Source organism: Rhodobacter xanthinilyticus (assembly GCF_001856665.1).
GTDB classification, from domain to species: Bacteria; Pseudomonadota; Alphaproteobacteria; order Rhodobacterales; family Rhodobacteraceae; genus Rhodobacter; species Rhodobacter xanthinilyticus.
The window spans coordinates 142,796-160,318 of record NZ_CP017782.1 but is presented as its reverse complement, the minus strand read 5'-3'; the positions used below and the strand labels follow the sequence as shown (position 1 = coordinate 160,318).

Genomic DNA, 17,523 nt, shown 5'->3' with positions numbered 1-17,523 from the left:
GCCCAAAGCGTCGATTGCGCCCATCAGATGGGGGGCGGCCATCACGCCATGACCCCGGGCAAGACCGCCCCTGCCACCGCTGACGGCTGCCTGCAGCATTGTCTGGCAAGTTCGCTGACGCCCGACCCTGTACAACCTGCCGCGCGGGCCGAACGGGTCTCGACCCTGACCCGCCCGCGCGTTTGCCGCTGGCCGCCCTTGGAACCCCGGAACCCGAGGCCCCACCGCCCCGCACCTGATCTTCGCCACGTTCCCCTTTCTTGAACCGGAGATCACCATGACCAATCTTTCCCGCCGCGGCTTTCTGGCCGCAACCGCAGCCTTTGCCGCGCTCCCCCTTGTTCCCGCCCGCGCCCGGGCGGCCGCCGACAGTTTCTCGCTTACCGCCACGACGCGGGTGATCGAGGTCAACGGCCGCGCGGCCACGGTGATGGGCCTGCTCGATGCGCAGGGCCGCCCCGGCCTGCGCCTTGATCCGGGCCAGCGCTTCCGCACCGATCTGACGAATGCGCTTGATATCGACACCATCGTGCATTGGCACGGGCAGATCCCGCCCAATGCGCAGGATGGCGTGCCGAACACCAACCCGATGCTGAAACCGGGTCAAAGCCGCAGCTTTGATTTCGAGGCCCGCCCGGGCACGTTTTGGATGCACAGCCATATCCCGAGCAGGAAATCGGCCTTCTGGCCGCGCCGCTGATCGTGCGCCGCCCCGAAGAGGTCACCCAAGACCGGCAGGAGGTGGTGATGCTGCTGCATGATTTCGCCTTCGCGCCCCCGCAGGAGGTGCTTGCGACGCTCACCGGCGGCACGGCGATTGATCACGGCGCCATGGATCATGCCGCCGCGCCGATGCCCGGGATGAACGGCATGGGGGACATGATGGCGATGCCCGGCATGGCCGAGATGCACGCCTCGATGGCGGGCAGCCTGTCGATGGATCTGAACGATTACGAGTTCGACGCCTATCTGGCGAACGACCGCACGCTGGCCGATCCCGAGGTGGTGAGGGTCGAGCGGGGTGGCCGGGTGCGGCTGCGGGTGATCGACGGCGCGTCGATGACGGCCTTCTGGATCGACACCGGCACGGCCACGGCGCGGCTCGTCGCGGTCGATGGCAACCCGGTGGTGCCGCTGCCCGGCACGCGGTTTGCGATTTCGCCGGGCCAGCGGCTCGACATCGAGATCGACTTGTCCGGCGATGGCGCTGCCGTGCCGATCCTTGCGCTGCGCGAAGGCACGCGCGAGCGCACCGGGCTGATCCTAGTGCCGAAAGGGGCCGCGGTGCCGAAGCTGGCCGATCTGTCCGAGGACCCGCATCCGGCGGTTTCGGGGGACATGAGGCAGGAGATCGCGCTGCGCGCCGTCACGCCACTCGTCGCCCGGCCTGCCACGGCGCAGCCGATGGTGATGCTGATGGGGTCGATGCTGCCCTATCAATGGACGATCGACGGGCGCAGCTGGGAAAACCGCCTTCCGGTCGAGGCGAAATCGGGCGAGCGGGTCGAGATGATGTTTCACAACATGTCGATGATGGCGCATCCGATGCACCTGCACGGCCATACTTTCCAGGTGATCGAAGTGAACGGCGCCCGCTTTGCCGGCGCCGTGCGCGACACCGTTTCGGTGCCGCCGATGGGCAGCGTGACGGTCGCGCTGGATGCGGGCGAGGCCGCGCCCTGGATGCTGCATTGTCACAACATGGGCCATCTTGCGACCGGCATGATGACCGAATTCCTTGTGCGTGCCTGAGGGAGAACCGAGATGACCAAGCACGACCTGTCCCGCCGTCAGATCCTTGCCCTTGCCGCGGGGCTTCTTGCCGCCGCGCCCCTTGCCGCCGCCGAGCCGGTCGCGATCCTTGTCGTCAAGGATCCCGATTGCAGCTGCTGCGAGGCCTGGATCGATGTGCTGCGCGCCGACGGCTTTGCCGTCACGACAAAGGTAATCGACTATGACGCGCTGCAGGCGCTCAAGGTGCAAAGCGGCATCCCCGAGCCTATGCGGTCCTGTCACACCGCCCAGGTCGAGGGTTATGTGATCGAGGGCCACGTTCCCCCCGCCGACATTCGCAGGCTTCTGGCCGAGCGCCCCGCGGCGCTGGGGCTGGCGGTTCCGGGCATGCCGCTCGGCGCCCCCGGCATGGGCCCCGAGGATCAGCGCGAGGCCTATGACGTGCATCTGATCAAGGCCGACGGGCAGACCCCGATCTTCGCCCATTACGACGCGGCCTGAGCCCGGCATGCCCGTGTGGTGCCCGGTGCGGATTTGACAATCCTGCGCCGGGCACCGCATCTTCGCTGCCGGAGGGTCCAGCATGACCGCGACGATCACACGACCCGCTTTCGGTGCAGCCGCCCTTGTCTGGGCGCGGATCGCGGCCTTGTCCTTTGGCGGCCCGGCCGGACAGATCGCGGTGATGCACCGCATCCTTGTCGAGGAAAAACGCTGGCTGGGCGATGCCCGGTTCCTGCATGCGCTGAACTTTTGCATGCTCCTGCCCGGGCCCGAGGCGATGCAGCTGGCGACCTATGTCGGCTGGTTGCTGCATGGGGTCAGGGGCGCGCTGCTGGCGGGGCTATTTTTCATCACGCCGGGGGTGCTGGTGCTGATGGCGCTCAGCTGGATCTATGCGCTTTGGGGCGATGTGGGCGCGGTGTCCGGGTTGTTCTTCGGCCTCAAGGCCGGGGTGCTGGCGATCGTGGCGCAGGCGGTGCAGCGGGTGGCGAAACGGGCGCTGACGACGCGGGCGCAGCGGCTTGTGGCGATTTTCGCCTTCATCGGGCTCTTTGCCTTCGCCCTGCCCTTCCCGCTGATCGTCGCCGCCGCGGCGCTGATCGGCGCGCTTGGCGGCGTGATGGTGCCGAAGGCCTTTGGCGCGGGCGGCCACGGCGCGCAGGGCCCCGCCACCGTGAGGGATGGGGAAACACTGCTCGGCGCAGAACACGGCGACCCGGCCGGACCCGAACGCCGCGCGGCCCTGAAGGCAGGCGGGATCGCGCTTGTCCTCTGGCTCGTTCCCGTGGCGACGCTGTGGCTCACCGCGCCCGAAAGCGTCTTCACGGCGATCGCGCTCTTTTTCTCGAAGCTCGCGGTACTGACCTTTGGCGGCGCCTATGCGGTGCTGGCCTGGGTGGCGCAGGCCGCGGTTGGTCATTACGGCTGGCTTGCGCCCGGCGAGATGCTAGACGGGCTCGGGATGGCGGAAACGACGCCAGGTCCGTTGATCATGGTGCTGCAATTCGTGGGCTTCATGGCGGCCTTTCGCACCGCTGGGTGGGAGGGGCCGCTGCTTGCAGGCACGCTTGGCGGGCTTCTGGCGACCTGGGTGACCTTTGCCCCCTGTTTCGCCTGGATCCTGCTTGGCGCCCCCTTTGTCGAGCGGCTGCGGGCGAACCGGACCCTTGGCGCCGCCCTTTCGGCGGTGACGGCGGCGGTAGTGGGGGTGATCGCCAATCTGGCGCTCTGGTTCGGGCTGCATCTGATCTGGCGCGAGGTGACGCGGGTCAGCCTTGGCCCGCTGAGCCTCGATCTGCCGCAACTCGGCACGCTCGATCCGCCTGCGGCGGGGATTGCCGCCCTCGCGATCTGGGCGGTGTTCAAGCGTGGTTGGGGCATGGCACGGGTGCTGGCCGGTGCGGCGGCGCTTGGGGTGCTGGCGCATCTGGCCGGGTTGGCATGATCCCCGCCCATCAGGGAAGGGCCAAGGCGGGGCGGCACTGTTCGGGGCAGATCACGCCATCGCTTGCGCGCGGAGAAAGCGTCCCTCGTGATCGCGCCAAGGCGAAAGCTGGGCGCAGCACAGATGGCCCCTTTGGGCTGCGCACGTATCTCGCTGCGGTGCGCTCGATCGGCCGTTTCAGCGGCGTGCGCCGGGAGGGCCGACCGGCGGCAAAGGGCCGAGCACGTCGATCACGATGGACGCGAGATCCATACTGCGTTTCCGACGCTCGCATTTTGCATCGCGCCCCGTGGCGCAAACGACCGGCGGCTAGTACCTATCAGCTCACGCGCTCAATCAACTCCGGTCCGTCATCGTTCAACCCAAACGGGGCGACCGGGTGATGCGTCAGCATGGCCTCGGAGCCGAGGGCCGCAACCTCGTCGGAACTGCCCAGCCACGCCTCTTGCTCGTCGGCATTCAGGATGACCGGCATCCGGTCATGCAGCCCGCCAATCGCCCCTGTCGCCACCCGCGTCATGATGGTGCAGGTCAGGAGATCGTGCCAACGACTCGCCAGCCCGGCCAGATAAAGGTTCGCCTCATTGCCCGCCGGGTGGAAGAAATGCGGCTGACGGGCACCTTTGGGGCCGCTCCACTCATAGAAACCACCGACCGGCACGAGGCACCGGCCATGCCGCCAGACCTGACGAAACGTGGACTTATCGCGCGCATCCTCGATGCGGGCGTTGAACGTCGCCGCCTTCCAGTCCTTCGCACGGGCGCCATCGAACCACGACGGAATGAGGCCCCAGCGCGCCTCCATCGCCACCAGCGGGCGCTTGGCGAGGATCACCACCGTCTCGGTCGGCTTGACATTGAACCGGACCCCGAACGGGTCGAGCTTGATCTGCGACATGTCCACTTCGGTGTTACGCAGATTGGGGTCGATGATCCGACCGCACATGATCAAGCCCCCCCCCTTGCTGGTCGGTAAGGCGACAAGATGCCCGAGCGCGGGGCAATTGTCCTCCTCTGATCTGCCGGTTGTTCCAACGAGATACAGACTCAGCAGAACAACCCTGGCGATTCGACGCGCTGCATTTCACCGACGGGTTGTATGGCTTGTGGTGACAGCCACTACATTTGGTCGATACGACAGCGCGCAGAGCGAAAATCTTATTAAATCAGCGAGTTGTCAGATTCGCCACCTGAAGCACAGCGGCACGAGAAACCTCTCATCGGCTGGATTTGCAAAAAACTGTTGTCTGGAAGAAAGTTGCGTGCAATGTCTAGTGTTGTCGCGAAAAAGCGCAAACAACGCGTTTTCGCGACGAAACCACCAGGGCCCACCAAGAGGCCGAGAGGGCAGAATGAGCACACCGTCGAAACCGGCTGCGTCCGGATCTGTTGCTGCATCCATCGCCGCGAACGCCATCAGGCTGTCGGAGGCGCTCGACAATCATATGCGTAACAGCTTTCAGCCCGAAAGCAAAAAGACGCTTCGGAAGTTCCAGCCCGCCGAGGTTTCGGAGCTGACCGGGATCAGCATGTCGAACCTGCGGACCCGTCATCAAGAGGGTGATTTCCCCGAGGTGGAGACGGATTCTCGCGGGCGCAGGCTCTATTCCGCCGCCGAAATCGACCAGATCCGCCACATCATGGCCAAGACCGGGCGCAATGGCGAAGCCTACCTGCCCGGCCGACGCTCTGGCGATGCGTTGCAGGTCATCTCGATCGTCAACTTCAAGGGTGGATCCAGCAAGACGACATCAGCCATCCACCTTGCCCAGCGGTATGCGCTGCGCGGCTACCGGGTGCTGGCGATCGACATGGATCCGCAGGCCAGCCTTACGACGATGTTCGGCTACAGGCCGGAGATCGAATTCGCCGAGGGTGGGACGATCTATGACGCGCTCAAATATGAAGAGCCGGTCCCGCTCAGCCAGGTCATCCGCAAGACCTATTTCCACGATCTCGATCTGGCTCCAGCCGGGCTGATGCTCTCGGAATACGAGACCGAAACGGCCTATGCGCTGCAACACAAGATCGACCCGCCTTTCACGCAGCGCCTCGCAATCGCGCTTGATGAGGTCGAAGCGAACTACGACCTCGTCATCATCGATTGCCCGCCGCAGCTTGGTTTCACCACGATGACTGCGCTTTTGGCCTCGACCGGGTTACTGATCACTGTCGTGCCGAGCATGCTGGATGTGGCATCCATGGCGCAATTCCTTGAAATGGCTGGAGAAACTGTTCGTGCGCTGGAGGAGGCTGCGGGGCCGATCCACTGGAATTTCCTCAAGTTCCTGATCGCGCGCTACGAGCCGACCGACGTTCCACAATCGCAAATGGCGGGCTTCCTGCGCTCGATCCTGCTCGACCAGGTGCTGACGACGCCGATGCTGAAATCGACCGCGATTTCCGATGCCGGGATGACGCAACAGACGATCTACGAAATAGAGCCCTCACAGGTGCTGAAAAAAACGCTCGATCGTATTCTCGAGAGCGTGAACGGCGTGGCCGACGAGTTCGAGAAGGTGATCCAGACCGCATGGGGACGGGAGACTGACTGATGGCGCGCCGCAACCTGTTTCAGCCCCCTGCCCTGCCGGCATCCAGCGCCACCGAGGCGCCCGCCCCCGACAAGTCTCGGTTCCCGAACACCGGCGCGATGAGCGGCGTCAAGTCGACGTTGAAGGATCTCTCCAGCAACGCAGTGCGCGAGATTGCCCCCGATCTGATCGAAGAAGACGGGCCGAAGGACCGCTTGGCCTTCGCCGATGCCGATGTGGCTCAGTTGGCCGAGAGCATCCGCCAGCACGGCCAGCAGGTGCCCATCATGGTTCGGCCGATGGCCGAAAAACCGGGTTCCTATCGCATCGTCTATGGTCGTCGTCGGTTGCGTGCGCTTCGTCTTCTCGGCCAACCCGCGAAGGCGCTGGTGCGCGCCCTCAGCGATGACGAAGCGATCCTGGCCCAAGGGCAGGAAAACGCGCAGCGGCTCGACCCCAGCTTCATCGAGAAATCGCTCTTTGCGGCAGAACTGGCGGCAAGCGGTTACGAAACAGCGGTGATTTTGGATGCCCTCGCGGTCGACAAGCCGATGCTGTCGCGGATGCAGAAGGTGGCCCGGAGCATTCCCGAAGCCGTCGTGCGCGAGATCGGTCCCGCACATGGTATCGGGCGGCGTCGCTGGGAAGATCTCGCCGATCTGGTCAACAATCATGACCTTGATCTTGTCGCTCTCGCGCAGGATGCCTTGGCTCCTGCGAGCGCAACCTCGGACGGACGGTTCGCGCAGATTGCCGATGCCGCGGCAGCCGCCGTGCGTCAAACGGCGAGCACGACCAAAGCCCCCTCCCCTGCCCTGCCGGTTCTCTCAGAAGATGGGCGCCGGCTCGCTCAGGTTTCGGACCAGGCCAAATCGGTCACGGTGAAGCTCTCCAAGACCGAGGCTCCCGAGTTTGCGATGTGGTGGCTTGAGAACGCAGAGGCCGAATTGCAGCGCCTCTACAAGGAATGGCAGTCGGCCAGAAAAGCCGACTGACGAGGCAGAGCAGCAAAGAAAGGAGCACGACCGCAACCCGAAAAAGTGAAAGAGCCCCCCAAGGTCATCCTCGGAGAGCCCCATCTGTCTTTTGCACCTTCAGATGTATCAGCTTCTCCGTAGCAGTCAACAACAACCGATTCGGTTGGCGAATTCATTTTGTCTTCGCGCAAGAGCTGATGGCCAAAGGGCCCTTCCCACCCGGTTTGCCGTGAAAAACGCATGACCTTCATCCACGCAACCGCAGCCTTTGGTTCGCGGGCTTCAGAAGTGTTGTCCGCGGACAACGCTCTGCCCGAACGTCACATCATCATCGAAACCCTGCGAAAAGCGGCGCCTCTTCTCGGGTTGAAGCCGACGGTGATCGCAACGCTCGACGCTATGCTTTCGTGCCTTGCCCCGAAGCGAAACCACAACATGGTCTTCGCCTCGAACATGACCCTGAGCGCCCGCCGCAACGGGCTTTCGGAGCGCACGCTGCGCCGCCACGCAGCGACACTGATGGAAGCTGGCCTTCTTGAACGCAAGGACAGTGCGAACGGCAAGCGTTTCACCCGTTACGATCCTGCGCACAAGCAATCGATGCACTTCGGCTTCGATCTTAGCCCGCTGTTTTGCAAGCTTGGCGAAATAGCGGCGATGGCCGTGGCGGCGCAGGAACAAAGCGAACAGATTGCCTATCTCAAATCGAAGATCCGCGCCCAGCTTCGCCCGTTGCTTCATGCCGACCCGAACGACAGCCAAGCGCTGGAAACACTGCGCAAGCTTCGAAACAAACTGACAGCAGATGAACTCGCAGCGATCTCGAAAACCCTGCCCAAGGCTGTGCATGAAACCGCAAGTGACGGAGGAAAAGCCTGTGTGCTAGCACCTGCCATGTCCGCCAACGACGGACAAAATGTCCGGCACCATCAGAGATCAAAAAAAGAAAATACTGAAGAAGAAAGCGTGCCGGACGTGTCGCCACAGCCTGGCGAAACACTGACGCTTGGAGAACTGGTAACGGCGTGCCCGGAGGCAGCGTCCTTTTCGCTTAGGAACATCGAACACTTTGGAGATGTGGTCGCTCACGCTCAAACCTTGGCACCGATGATCGGGATCGACGAGACAACCTACACGCAGGGCGTACGCACCATCGGCGTTTTGCCTAGCGCAATAACGGTTTGGGCCATTGTCCAGTGTCACGACCGGATCAGAAATGCAGGCGCCTATTTCAGAGCGTTGACAAGCGGCGCCAAGAGCCGTGATTTCGATGCCGTCCGCTTCATCAAGAGACTTGCTTCTGCATCGCCGGTGCAGATGGCGCCGACATGAAGTTGTCCGCGGACAACGCCAAGCGAACACTGAGAGGGAGAGGGCTGCGCTGGAGATTTTGACGGGTTGGAAGATCGGGAGAGAGGCTCCCGGCGCCCGTCGCGGAGAAGATCTGATGGCGAAGGCTGCCCAGAAAATCACCCTGTCCCCCTCGCGGGACATCCCCTTCGACAAGCTCGTGTTGAGCCAGTCCAATGTCCGGCGCATCAAGGCGGGCGTTTCGGTCGAGGAACTGGCCGAGGATATCGCCCGCCGCGGGCTCCTGCAGAGCTTGAACGTCCGTCCCGTGCTTGATGCCGAAGGCGTCGAAACCGGCATGTTCGAAATCCCGGCCGGGGGTCGCCGGTTCCAGGCGCTGTCGCTGCTGGTCAAGCAAAAGCGCCTGGCGAAGACCGCGCCGATCCCCTGCATCCTGCGCGACGCCGCATCCGATATCCTTGCCGAGGATGACTCGCTCGCGGAAAACATGCAGCGTGTGGCCCTGCATCCGCTCGACCAGTTTCGCGCTTTCGCGGAATTGCGGGCGAAAGGTCAGGGCGAGGAAGAAATCGCCGCCGCCTTCTTCGTCACGCCTCAGATCGTCAAGCAACGTCTGCGGCTTGCCTCCGTGGCCCCTGCCCTGCTCGAGGCCTATGCCGAAGACGGCATGACGCTTGAGCAGCTCATGGCTTTCACCGTCAATGAAGATCACGATCGCCAGATCCAGGTCTGGGATGCGGTGCGGAACTCCTGGAACCGCGAGCCGCACACGATCCGGCGGATGCTGACCGAAACCGCGGTGCGCGCTGACGATCGCCGCGCGATTTTCGTCGGTGTCGAGGGCTATGAAGCGGCCGGCGGCATCCTCATGCGCGATCTCTTTCAGGAAGCGCATGAAGGGTGGCTCGAGTCCCCTGCCCTTCTCGATCAGCTCGTCAGCGCGAAACTCCAGACGGAGGCCGAAGCGCTTGCCGCAGAAGGCTGGAAGTGGATCGAAGTGGCGACCGATCTGCCCTATGGCTACAGCCATGGTCTGCGGCGTCTGGCGGGCGATCCGGCGCCGATGAGCGGGGAGGAAAGCGCCACGCATGCCGCGCTGCTCGCCGAGTATCGTGCGCTGGAAGACGAATACTCCGGGCGGGACGATTACCCCGAGGAGATCGACGCCCGCCTTGGGGAGCTCGAACTGGCGATGGAGCGCCTTGAGCATCGCCCACTGATCTTCGACCCGGCCGAGGTCTGCCGTGCTGGGGCCTTCGTGACCGTCGATCGGGATGGCCGCCTCGCGGTCTATCGCGGCTATGTCCGGCCCGAGGACGAGCCGAGCGAGGAGGCTGCGGCTCAGGATGCTGAAGGTGCCGAAGCGATGGGGCAGGGGGGCGACACGAATGGCGCGGGCTGGCAGCCTGGCGCAACCGTCATCACCTCGGGCGGTCAGCCCCTCGGAGGGGAACTTCCCGACGAAGAGGAGGAGGGTGCGCGGAAGCCGCTGCCCGAGCGGTTGGTCATGGAAATGACCGCCCACCGGACGCTCGCCCTGCGTGAGGCCATCGGGCGCTCGCCCGACGTTGCGCTGACGCTCTTGCTTCTGAAGCTCGTGACGGACACGTTCCGCACCTCCAATGCCTCGGGCAGTTGTCTCGAGGCCTCGGTGCGCCACGTTTTCATGTCGGCGCAGGCTCCCGATCTGAAGGACAGCGTGGTGGCGAAGCTGGTTCATGAGCGCCACGCCGCGTGGGAGGCCGAGCTGCCCCTCGGTGACGATGCCGCGCTCTGGGATTACCTGACGGCGCTCGACCAGGGCAGCCGTCTGGCCCTCCTCGCGCATTGCCTCAGCTTCGGGATCAACGCGCTGCATGAGAAGGTGAACCCCTATGGCGCGGGTATCTCCGCCAGCGGTCTGAGCCGCCGCATGGCGCATGCCGATCTCGTGGCCCGTGCGGTGGACCTCGACATGGTCGAAGCGGGGTGGGAGCCCACGGTGGACGGTTATCTCAACCGCGTGCCCAAGGCCCGCATCCTCGAAGCCGTGCGCGAGGCGAAGGGGGAGGGGACCGCTCAGCTTCTCGACCACCTGAAGAAGGGCGAAATGGCCATCGAGGCCGAGCGGCTGCTCAAGGGCAGCGGCTGGCTTCCCGAGGTCTTGCGTCGCGCCGATCTGATCGCTCTGGGCGACGCGGAAGGCGCAGAAGGGCAGGGGGAGGACACGGCTGTGCCCGCGGAGGTCGATCTTCCGGCCTTCCTGACCGCCGATCTGTCTGACAGCGTTGCGCCGATGATCGCTGCGGAGTGACCGATGCCGTTCGAGGGCGGGGAAACCCGCCCTCAATCTGAAAAAATTATTAATATCAATATGATGAATGCGAATACTCGCATTCGGGATGAGGAACCATGTCTGCAACGACCATCATCGACACCGCCCCGCTCGGGGCGTTGATCCGCTACACCGACGGCAGTCCCAAACCGCCCGCACGCTTCACCAAAAAGCTCGCGGCCTGGGAAAGATCGAACGGCGTCGGCCGTCTCGTGAAGAAGGAATCGCCACGTGCCTATCCGACCTGGACGGCACCGGCCTCCTTTACGCTGCATGAGGGGAACTTCTCCTCGGACGGGGTCATCCTCGTCACCATCATGCGAAGCCATTCGGCGGACAGCCGACTGATCTTCGAGGTGGCCGAGAAACCCAAAGCCGGACAGGTGCGTGTTCTTCTGGACTTCGGCAGCAACACCGAACTGTTGCATCTGGCTGAATCCATCACCGCGGCCGAGCTCTGGATTGCGCGGGAGGGCTATCGCAACGCCCGTCTCGAAATCGTCGGCACTGCGGACAGCGATAGGGCAGGGGGGCAGACTTGGCCGCCTGAGCCCTGACAAGGCGTGAGGGGCAGGCCCGCTGGCCGACCCCTCACCGACCACAACCTCGCCCCGCGATACCGCGGAGCGCCATAGGTTCCATCCACCAAAGACGTGGGGCTTCAACCAAGAGCGTGGCCGGAAGGCTGGCGGCGCAAGCATCAGCGGGACAACCGGCTCCTGTCGTTGGGGGACCATCCCCCGCTCGCCATTCCCTTCCTTGCCCCGAATCCCGTCTTCGAGATCAACCCGCAAGGGGTCGGACTACGGGCGAGCCCGTGCCGCCGGGCGGATTCGGCCCCGTTTGAAGAGGGGGGCCGAACGCACCCGGTGATGTCAGCCAGTCTTCGGGCCTGCGGGGTCCTGTCGCGCGGGGGACGGTCCCCCGCCTCCCAGACAGGAGCCAAACAGATGTCCCGCAAAGATGCTCACGCCTTCGCCGCCTCCCTCGCCGCCACGCTCATGGTTTCGATCGTCGTCTTTCAGGCTGGGGATGGAACCTTTGGCGCCGTCCCCGCCGATGAAATCGACGGCGACGAGGTGCAAGTGGTCGCTGAGGTCGATCCGTGGGCGTAATGCCCACCCCCTCGACGGGCTCTGGGTCGGAGCAAGGCTCCGATCCAGCCCCTTGGTCAGTCATCCGTTTCGGTCGACTTTCAGAATGTGCCGACATTGGTCGGCCTGCCCATCGCCATGCGATGAAACCAAGCGCATCCGCGCGTTGCCGAGTTCACGAGCAATAGCCGTCACCGGCTGTGTCGTGAAAGCCGCTTGATCATCGGCGGAGTTCGTCAGATGCTCGTTCGCAACTCGTTTGGGTGCCCCATCATGCTATATAAATCATTGATTTCATTATATGGATCGTCGCTGGCGGGCAAATCACTCCCTACTGAAGACTTGGTCTGGCACTTCACCCCATCCGAAGACTTGCGGCTCTTTCGCGATTATGCGCTGGATGCCCTGCAGCAGGCCAAAGTGTATCTGCTCGATCATTTGGCAGCCGCCTATGCCGACACGCTGCATGAGGCCGTTGCCGAGGAGGCGGCGGAAACAGGCCTGCCGGCCATGGAAATCCTTGGTGAGGTGAAGCTCCCTGCCGACATCGTTTGGGTAGAGTTCGACGATCGAGCGCTGGGTGCTGCGCGCTTTAATCGTGCTTCACCTGTCACGAGATATGATGAAAAGCCGATCGGCACCGGCCTACGCGGCTATCTGCTTGATGATCGCAACCAAGCCCACCTGCGTATCACAATGTTCCATCGGAGAGAGAATTCGCGTGTCGTCGACCCGATCTGTTCCTTGCTCGTAAAGCGCACTGCCGAGGGTAGGCTGAACTATGATGACGTCGTGGTCGATTTGAGCCGTTCGATGGTCGAGTACCGGTTGCGGAGTGGAGATACGCTCGAAATGATCCACGAAAGGCGCACGGTGCACCAGGTTGAAACGGGATACGACCTGTTCATTCCTTATGCGCTGTTTGCCATGCTGGTTTCACCGGACCTGGGCGGGATCATCCCCACTGAAACCGAAACCTTCACCAACAAGGACACCAAAACAGCCCGAAAGTTCGGAAAATCATGGATTCTGGGTGCCCGGAAGTCACATCTCACGATCCGGATCGGGCCGCAGGCCGCCGCGCACATGGCGGAAAGGACGGCTCGCCTCGAGTTCGAACGACAAGCACGAGAGTCGCGCAACGGGCCCATTCGTCACTGGGTTGCCGAACATGAGCGACATTATCGGAGCGGCAAAGTCGTTCTGGTCAAAGGGCATCATCGAGGTCACGCGCGTGCGCCAGACCTGCCGACGCGCGTCATGGGGCCGAGGTCTGATGCGGTTAGGTTCGAACTGTCAAACACCAAGCCGAGAACCGAAGACTGACGCGGCAGTCTTTAGCTTCGGTGTCACACCATCAGGCCATCCGGGTCTTTGCCCGCATTGATTGAATCCACGAACCACTGCGGTTTGCGCCCACGGCCGGACCAGGTGACCGCCGAATTCTCAGGGTGGCGATATTTCGCCGCGGCGGGCGCGCGGGTGGTTTTCGTTGCCGTGCTGACAAGGTCGGTCAGCGAGTAGCCCAGATCCCGGGCGAGAGCTTCCACCTTGGCGCGGGCTTCCGCCTTCTGCCGGTCTTGATAGGTGGAGATCGCCTTGGCGACGTCCTTCTGCATTTTCTTCAGCTCGCTGAGCGACAGTGCCTCGAGATCGAAATCAGCCATTTATGCGGTCCGTGTCTTGAATATTCCGGTATTGATAGCCTGTCGCGGCGGGGTGCCGCAACTCCCGGCAGGCAAGGGCTGGGGTGGCAAAGGCTTGTGATCGATGTTTTCGCCAATGGGGGCTGAACCGGGGGGCAGACAGTTCCGATTTGCAAGGTGACACGTTCTGGCAGGGGCTCCCCGCGCCTCTCTGTCTCCTGGGCCATCCCTTCGACTGACAATCCCCTAATCCCGTTCGGCCTCCTGCGCGCAACCCCGCGTCAGCCCGGGCCGTGTTGGCCGCCTTTGGCGTCCTGCCCGCTCCACCCCGGTCCTCTGGGGGTTTCCGGTGTCCGTTCCGTCCCCGTGCACGCGTCAACCGACGGGCTTTTTCCGGGTCTTGTCGAAGGGACGGTCCCGAAGACAGGACACACAGGAGCTTACCATGCAAAACATCGTCATCCTCGCCGGCAACATCGGTCAGGCCCCCGAAATCCGCACCACCCAGGGCGGCACCAAGATCACCAACTTCAGCCTTGCCACCTCGCGCCCCCGCCTCTCGGAAGGTCGCGTCCTGCGCGACGAGAACGGCTACCGGATCATGGACACGGAATGGCACCGCATCACCTGCTTCAACGGTCTCGGCAAGACGGTCGCTGAGCACTGCGAAAAGGGCATGAAGGTCCTCGTCCACGGCCGCATCCACTACACCAAATGGACCGACAGCGCGGGGACCGACCGCTACGGCTGCGAGATCATCGCCGAGAAGGTCGACTTCCTGAGCCGCCCGAAGTCGGCCGAGAACGAAAACCCCGAGCTGGTCGACCGCGACGACGATATCCCGTTCTGAGGAACGGGGTCTCCCCCTCGGGCCCGGCGGGGAAACCCGCCGGGCTCGCTGCGCGCTCATGGCAAGTCGCGCAGGACGGCGTCGGTACGGTTTGACAAACTTTGCCAAATCGTGTCACCATTTTTGCGAAGGAGATCGCGACCATGGCAACAATGAACGTCTCTTTGCCGGCCCCTATGAAGGCCTGGGTCGAGGCTCAGACCCAAGATGGGCGCTACAGCAATGCCAGTGATTATGTGCGCGATCTGATCCGCCGCGATCAGGACCGCCAGCAGGCCATTGCCGAGTTGCAGCAGATTGTCGATGAGGGTTTGGCCAGCGGCCCGGGTGCGCGTCTGGATGTGGAGGCTTTTCTTGCCCGCAAGCGGCAACAAGATGCCAGAGCCGAAGATCGTTGAATATCGGCTCTCACCTGCCGCGCTGAGCGATCTCGACGCGATCTGGGATTATAGCGCACGCATGTGGTCCGCCACGCAGGCTGAAACCTATATCCGCGGGCTCGCCTCTGACATGGACCTGCTGGTCCAGCACCCGGGCATTGCGCGCGAGCGGACCGAAATCCGCCCTCGTATCCGCCTCTACCGCTCGGGATCGCATCTGATCATTTACCGTATCGAGGCGGAGTGGCTTGAGGTGCTGCGCATCGTGCATGCGCGGCAGAACTGGGCCGCGTATCTGACTGAGTGACCCGACGCTTTCGCCGCCATCTTTGCCCGAGCGGGTGCTGCTCACCGAGAGGAGTTGAACATGAAGGTCGAGGACGAAGAACGCATCGCGGCCAATCTCTCGAAGATCATGGCCATGATCTGCATCCGCAACACGCGGCTGGAGGATTTGCATGCCGGACTGCAGCCGGTGACCCTGACAGGCGATTATTCGGACGTGAACGTGGTCGACGGGACGGGGCGGACCATTCCTTGGCGTGAGGTGTCGCATCTCGATGATCAGCAGATGGCGGACTTGATGCGGGAGATTGTCGAGCGCCTCTTCACCTTCCACATGCGGCGGGACGATCCAAGTTTTCGGGACCATCTCGACCGCTGGATGGCTGCGTCGAACAAATGGGACAACCCTGTGCTCGACAAGGCATTTCTTGATGCCGTGGCAGGACTGGGGGCTCCCCGGAAAGCCTGATCTATGTGCAGGAATGGACGCGGTCGACGCTTGAGCGAAGGGCTTCTCCTGCGATCCGCGTCTCGCGCGCCAGCCTCCTTGAGAGTGAGAGGCGTGCCGGTTTTCCGGTGACGGGTTGAGGGCTGGGAGAGAGGCTCCCGGCGCCTGTCGCGGAGGAATGCCGATGGGCGTTGTGGAAGTTCTGGATCCGGTCGCACCGGCGCGGGCTGGTGGCTGGAAGGTGGATGTGAGCCGGGGGGAGCGCAACGGGCGGGTGTCGTCCGAATGGTTCAACCGGCCCGATGACGAGCGGTATCTGTCGCTCGACGATCTCTGGGCCTCGGTGAAGGGGCGCTCCGAGCGCAGCCGCAGCCGGGTGGTGCAGACGGCCGATATACGCGTCGAGGCCGCGCGCGATAGCGCCGAGCGGCTGCATCTGGTCCTGCCGAAAGCCGAGGCGCCGGTTGCGCCGACGCATTGGGCCTTCGGCCAGCTTGCCAGCATCGTGGGCGCCCCGGCCTCCTACCTGCGGCAGCTGCCCGCGCCACTGGCGGGGATCAACCTGCAATACGGCCTCTCCAACCACCGCGCCGAGCAGGTCAAAACCTTCGAAACCGAGGATGGCCGCACCGAACTGCGCGCCGTGACGGGGCCTGATTACGGCCGTATCCACGATTACGAACTGGTCGAGGCGGTGCAGCGTCTTGCGGGCAATGGCACCGGCGACACGCGCTGGAAGGTGCCGGGCGTACTCGACTGGTCGACGGGGGTCTACAACCCCGATGTCGAGATCAGCCGTGACACGACCACGCTCTATGCCTCGGACCGCGACGTCTTCCTGTTCCTCGTCGATGATCACAACCCGATCGAAGCGGGACGTCTGCCCGACGGCTCCCCCGATCTCTACTTCCGGGGCTTCTATTGCTGGAACTCCGAGGTGGGTGCGAAGACCCTCGGCATGGCGAGCTTCTACCTCAGGGCGGTGTGCCAGAACCGCAACCTCTGGGGCGTCGAGGATTTTCAGGAGATCAAGATCCGCCACTCGAAATACGCCGCCTCGCGCTTCGCCCATGAGGCGGCCCCGGCGCTGACGCGCTTTGCCAATTCCTCGCCGCAGGGATTCGTGAACGGCATTCAGGCCGCGCGGCAGCAGATCGTGGCGCGGACCGACGAGGACCGGGATGATTTTCTGCGCAAGCGCGGCTTCTCGAAGGCCGAATCCGGCAAGATCATCGAGAAGGTGCTGATGGAAGAGGGCCGCCCACCCGAGAGCATCTTCGACTTCGTGCAGGGGATCACCCGGCTCGCGCGCGACAAGACCCAGCAAGATGTCCGCCTCGACATGGAAGGGCGGGCCAAGAAACTGCTCGACCGGGTCGGCTGAGGCGACACCCTGCGGAGCGGCCACCCCTATGCGTGGTGGCCGCTCCTCTTCCCGTTCATCCGCACGCCGCTGACCCCGCGCCCGAACGGGCAGGGGCTTCGGCGCTTTCACTTCAGCGAGACCCCCATGACCCCCCAGGAAGAAACCGTCATCCTCGAGGCCCGGGACATCCTTGGCCGATACCTCAGCCAGAACCCGGTCATCGGCAGCTGGCAGGCGCTGCTCGACTATTGCGCGCTCACCGTGCGCGGACCGATCGAGCGGTTCCATGTGCTCTATCTCGACCGCAAGAACCGCATCATCTCCGACGAGCTGCTTTCGACCGGAACGGTCGATCACGTCCCCGTCTATCCGCGCGAGGTGATCAAGCGGGCGCTGATGCTGAACGCGAGCGCGCTGATCCTGATCCACAACCACCCTTCGGGGGATCCGACGCCGTCGGAGGCCGATCTCAGCATGACCAAGGAGATCCAGAAGGGCTGCCGTTATCTCAGCCTGACGCTGCATGACCACATCATCGTCGGTGCCGGGGCCGAGATGAGCCTGAGGGCCCTCGGCAAGCTTTGAAGATCAAGCCGGGTCCTGAACCGTCGCCCTTCGAGGAAGAGGGCGGCGGTT

The 17,523-nt window shown here is 63.6% G+C and carries 17 protein-coding genes and 1 pseudogene; 16 read left to right on the top strand and 2 right to left on the bottom strand.

Annotation, left to right across the window (positions count from 1 at the left end; genetic code table 11):
* Positions 1-277: 277 nt before the first annotated feature.
* The 3 genes and pseudogenes from LPB142_RS17605 (at position 278) to chrA (ending at position 3,682) form a co-directional block, all read left to right on the top strand.
* Positions 278-1,752: pseudogene (locus LPB142_RS17605) on the top strand (multicopper oxidase family protein).
* A gap of 12 nt (positions 1,753-1,764) precedes the next feature.
* Positions 1,765-2,235 (top strand): DUF411 domain-containing protein, encoded by a 471-nt coding sequence (locus tag LPB142_RS17600; RefSeq protein ID WP_071167398.1) that lies wholly within the window; start codon positions 1,765-1,767, stop codon positions 2,233-2,235.
* An 82-nt stretch (positions 2,236-2,317) separates the two neighbouring features.
* Entirely contained in the window at positions 2,318-3,682 is a 1,365-nt protein-coding gene (gene chrA / locus LPB142_RS17595) for a chromate efflux transporter (protein ID WP_071167397.1), read from the top strand.
* Positions 3,683-4,001: 319 nt separating this feature from the next.
* On the opposite strand, the gene LPB142_RS17590 is transcribed toward chrA, so the two are convergent.
* Positions 4,002-4,628: an SOS response-associated peptidase gene (locus LPB142_RS17590; RefSeq protein WP_071167396.1), complete on the bottom strand. Its 627-nt coding sequence runs from the start codon at positions 4,626-4,628 to the stop codon at positions 4,002-4,004.
* Positions 4,629-5,034: 406 nt separating this feature from the next.
* Here LPB142_RS17590 and repA point away from each other — a divergent pair, with 406 nt between their 5' ends.
* From repA to LPB142_RS17555, 7 genes are all read left to right on the top strand, one after another.
* Positions 5,035-6,237 (top strand): plasmid partitioning protein RepA, encoded by a 1,203-nt coding sequence (gene repA, locus LPB142_RS17585; protein WP_071167395.1) that lies wholly within the window; start codon positions 5,035-5,037, stop codon positions 6,235-6,237.
* On the top strand, positions 6,237-7,211 hold the full coding sequence (repB, locus tag LPB142_RS17580; RefSeq protein ID WP_071167394.1) for a plasmid partitioning protein RepB: 975 nt from the start codon (positions 6,237-6,239) through the stop codon (positions 7,209-7,211). Before repA ends, repB begins: the two co-directional genes overlap by 1 nt.
* 222 nt (positions 7,212-7,433) lie before the next feature.
* Complete coding sequence (gene repC, locus LPB142_RS17575; RefSeq protein WP_071167393.1) at positions 7,434-8,525, top strand: plasmid replication protein RepC; 1,092 nt, start codon at positions 7,434-7,436, stop codon at positions 8,523-8,525.
* Between the two features lie 115 nt (positions 8,526-8,640).
* Positions 8,641-10,797, top strand: coding sequence for a ParB/RepB/Spo0J family partition protein (locus tag LPB142_RS17570; RefSeq protein ID WP_071167392.1), 2,157 nt, complete (start codon positions 8,641-8,643; stop codon positions 10,795-10,797).
* A gap of 98 nt (positions 10,798-10,895) precedes the next feature.
* On the top strand, positions 10,896-11,375 hold the full coding sequence (locus LPB142_RS17565; RefSeq protein ID WP_071167391.1) for a hypothetical protein: 480 nt from the start codon (positions 10,896-10,898) through the stop codon (positions 11,373-11,375).
* Between the two features lie 393 nt (positions 11,376-11,768).
* Positions 11,769-11,933 (top strand): hypothetical protein, encoded by a 165-nt coding sequence (locus LPB142_RS19465; RefSeq protein ID WP_018001789.1) that lies wholly within the window; start codon positions 11,769-11,771, stop codon positions 11,931-11,933.
* Positions 11,934-12,152: 219 nt separating this feature from the next.
* Positions 12,153-13,238, top strand: a complete 1,086-nt coding sequence (locus LPB142_RS17555; protein ID WP_232231026.1) for a hypothetical protein — start codon at positions 12,153-12,155, stop codon at positions 13,236-13,238.
* 23 nt (positions 13,239-13,261) lie between these two features.
* On the opposite strand, the gene LPB142_RS17550 is transcribed toward LPB142_RS17555, so the two are convergent.
* Positions 13,262-13,579 carry an H-NS histone family protein gene (locus tag LPB142_RS17550; protein WP_071167390.1) on the bottom strand — a complete coding sequence of 106 codons (318 nt, stop codon included), beginning with the start codon at positions 13,577-13,579 and terminating at the stop codon, positions 13,262-13,264.
* 424 nt (positions 13,580-14,003) lie between these two features.
* Here LPB142_RS17550 and LPB142_RS17545 point away from each other — a divergent pair, with 424 nt between their 5' ends.
* The 6 genes from LPB142_RS17545 to LPB142_RS17520 all read left to right on the top strand — a co-directional run bounded on the left by LPB142_RS17545 (position 14,004) and on the right by LPB142_RS17520 (position 17,472).
* On the top strand, positions 14,004-14,408 hold the full coding sequence (locus tag LPB142_RS17545) for a single-stranded DNA-binding protein (protein ID WP_071167389.1): 405 nt from the start codon (positions 14,004-14,006) through the stop codon (positions 14,406-14,408).
* Positions 14,409-14,551: 143 nt separating this feature from the next.
* On the top strand, positions 14,552-14,806 hold the full coding sequence (locus LPB142_RS17540) for a type II toxin-antitoxin system ParD family antitoxin (protein ID WP_071167388.1): 255 nt from the start codon (positions 14,552-14,554) through the stop codon (positions 14,804-14,806).
* Positions 14,784-15,095, top strand: a complete 312-nt coding sequence (locus LPB142_RS17535) for a type II toxin-antitoxin system RelE/ParE family toxin (protein WP_071167387.1) — start codon at positions 14,784-14,786, stop codon at positions 15,093-15,095. The genes LPB142_RS17540 and LPB142_RS17535 overlap by 23 nt, the downstream gene beginning before the upstream one ends.
* A 60-nt stretch (positions 15,096-15,155) precedes the next feature.
* Positions 15,156-15,542 carry a hypothetical protein gene (locus LPB142_RS17530; RefSeq protein WP_071167386.1) on the top strand — a complete coding sequence of 129 codons (387 nt, stop codon included), beginning with the start codon at positions 15,156-15,158 and terminating at the stop codon, positions 15,540-15,542.
* A 163-nt stretch (positions 15,543-15,705) separates the two neighbouring features.
* Entirely contained in the window at positions 15,706-16,905 is a 1,200-nt protein-coding gene (locus tag LPB142_RS17525) for a DUF932 domain-containing protein (protein ID WP_071167385.1), read from the top strand.
* A gap of 126 nt (positions 16,906-17,031) precedes the next feature.
* Positions 17,032-17,472 carry a JAB domain-containing protein gene (locus LPB142_RS17520; protein WP_071167384.1) on the top strand — a complete coding sequence of 147 codons (441 nt, stop codon included), beginning with the start codon at positions 17,032-17,034 and terminating at the stop codon, positions 17,470-17,472.
* Positions 17,473-17,523 lie beyond the last annotated feature (51 nt).

What these genes read in the sequence shown, in the direction of transcription:
- repA (WP_071167395.1), top strand. Translation starts at nt 5,035, where the DNA reads ATGAGCACACCGTCGAAACCGGCTGCGTCCGGATCTGTTGCTGCATCC.
- LPB142_RS17525 (WP_071167385.1), top strand. Translation starts at nt 15,706, where the DNA reads ATGGGCGTTGTGGAAGTTCTGGATCCGGTCGCACCGGCGCGGGCTGGT.
- LPB142_RS17565 (WP_071167391.1), top strand. Translation starts at nt 10,896, where the DNA reads ATGTCTGCAACGACCATCATCGACACCGCCCCGCTCGGGGCGTTGATC.
- LPB142_RS17530 (WP_071167386.1), top strand. Translation starts at nt 15,156, where the DNA reads ATGAAGGTCGAGGACGAAGAACGCATCGCGGCCAATCTCTCGAAGATC.
- LPB142_RS17590 (WP_071167396.1), bottom strand. Translation starts at nt 4,628, where the DNA reads ATGTGCGGTCGGATCATCGACCCCAATCTGCGTAACACCGAAGTGGAC.
- LPB142_RS19465 (WP_018001789.1), top strand. Translation starts at nt 11,769, where the DNA reads ATGTCCCGCAAAGATGCTCACGCCTTCGCCGCCTCCCTCGCCGCCACG.
- LPB142_RS17550 (WP_071167390.1), bottom strand. Translation starts at nt 13,579, where the DNA reads ATGGCTGATTTCGATCTCGAGGCACTGTCGCTCAGCGAGCTGAAGAAA.
- LPB142_RS17570 (WP_071167392.1), top strand. Translation starts at nt 8,641, where the DNA reads ATGGCGAAGGCTGCCCAGAAAATCACCCTGTCCCCCTCGCGGGACATC.
- LPB142_RS17545 (WP_071167389.1), top strand. Translation starts at nt 14,004, where the DNA reads ATGCAAAACATCGTCATCCTCGCCGGCAACATCGGTCAGGCCCCCGAA.
- LPB142_RS17520 (WP_071167384.1), top strand. Translation starts at nt 17,032, where the DNA reads ATGACCCCCCAGGAAGAAACCGTCATCCTCGAGGCCCGGGACATCCTT.
- repC (WP_071167393.1), top strand. Translation starts at nt 7,434, where the DNA reads ATGACCTTCATCCACGCAACCGCAGCCTTTGGTTCGCGGGCTTCAGAA.
- chrA (WP_071167397.1), top strand. Translation starts at nt 2,318, where the DNA reads ATGACCGCGACGATCACACGACCCGCTTTCGGTGCAGCCGCCCTTGTC.
- repB (WP_071167394.1), top strand. Translation starts at nt 6,237, where the DNA reads ATGGCGCGCCGCAACCTGTTTCAGCCCCCTGCCCTGCCGGCATCCAGC.
- LPB142_RS17555 (WP_232231026.1), top strand. Translation starts at nt 12,153, where the DNA reads ATGCTCGTTCGCAACTCGTTTGGGTGCCCCATCATGCTATATAAATCA.
- LPB142_RS17600 (WP_071167398.1), top strand. Translation starts at nt 1,765, where the DNA reads ATGACCAAGCACGACCTGTCCCGCCGTCAGATCCTTGCCCTTGCCGCG.
- LPB142_RS17540 (WP_071167388.1), top strand. Translation starts at nt 14,552, where the DNA reads ATGGCAACAATGAACGTCTCTTTGCCGGCCCCTATGAAGGCCTGGGTC.
- LPB142_RS17535 (WP_071167387.1), top strand. Translation starts at nt 14,784, where the DNA reads ATGCCAGAGCCGAAGATCGTTGAATATCGGCTCTCACCTGCCGCGCTG.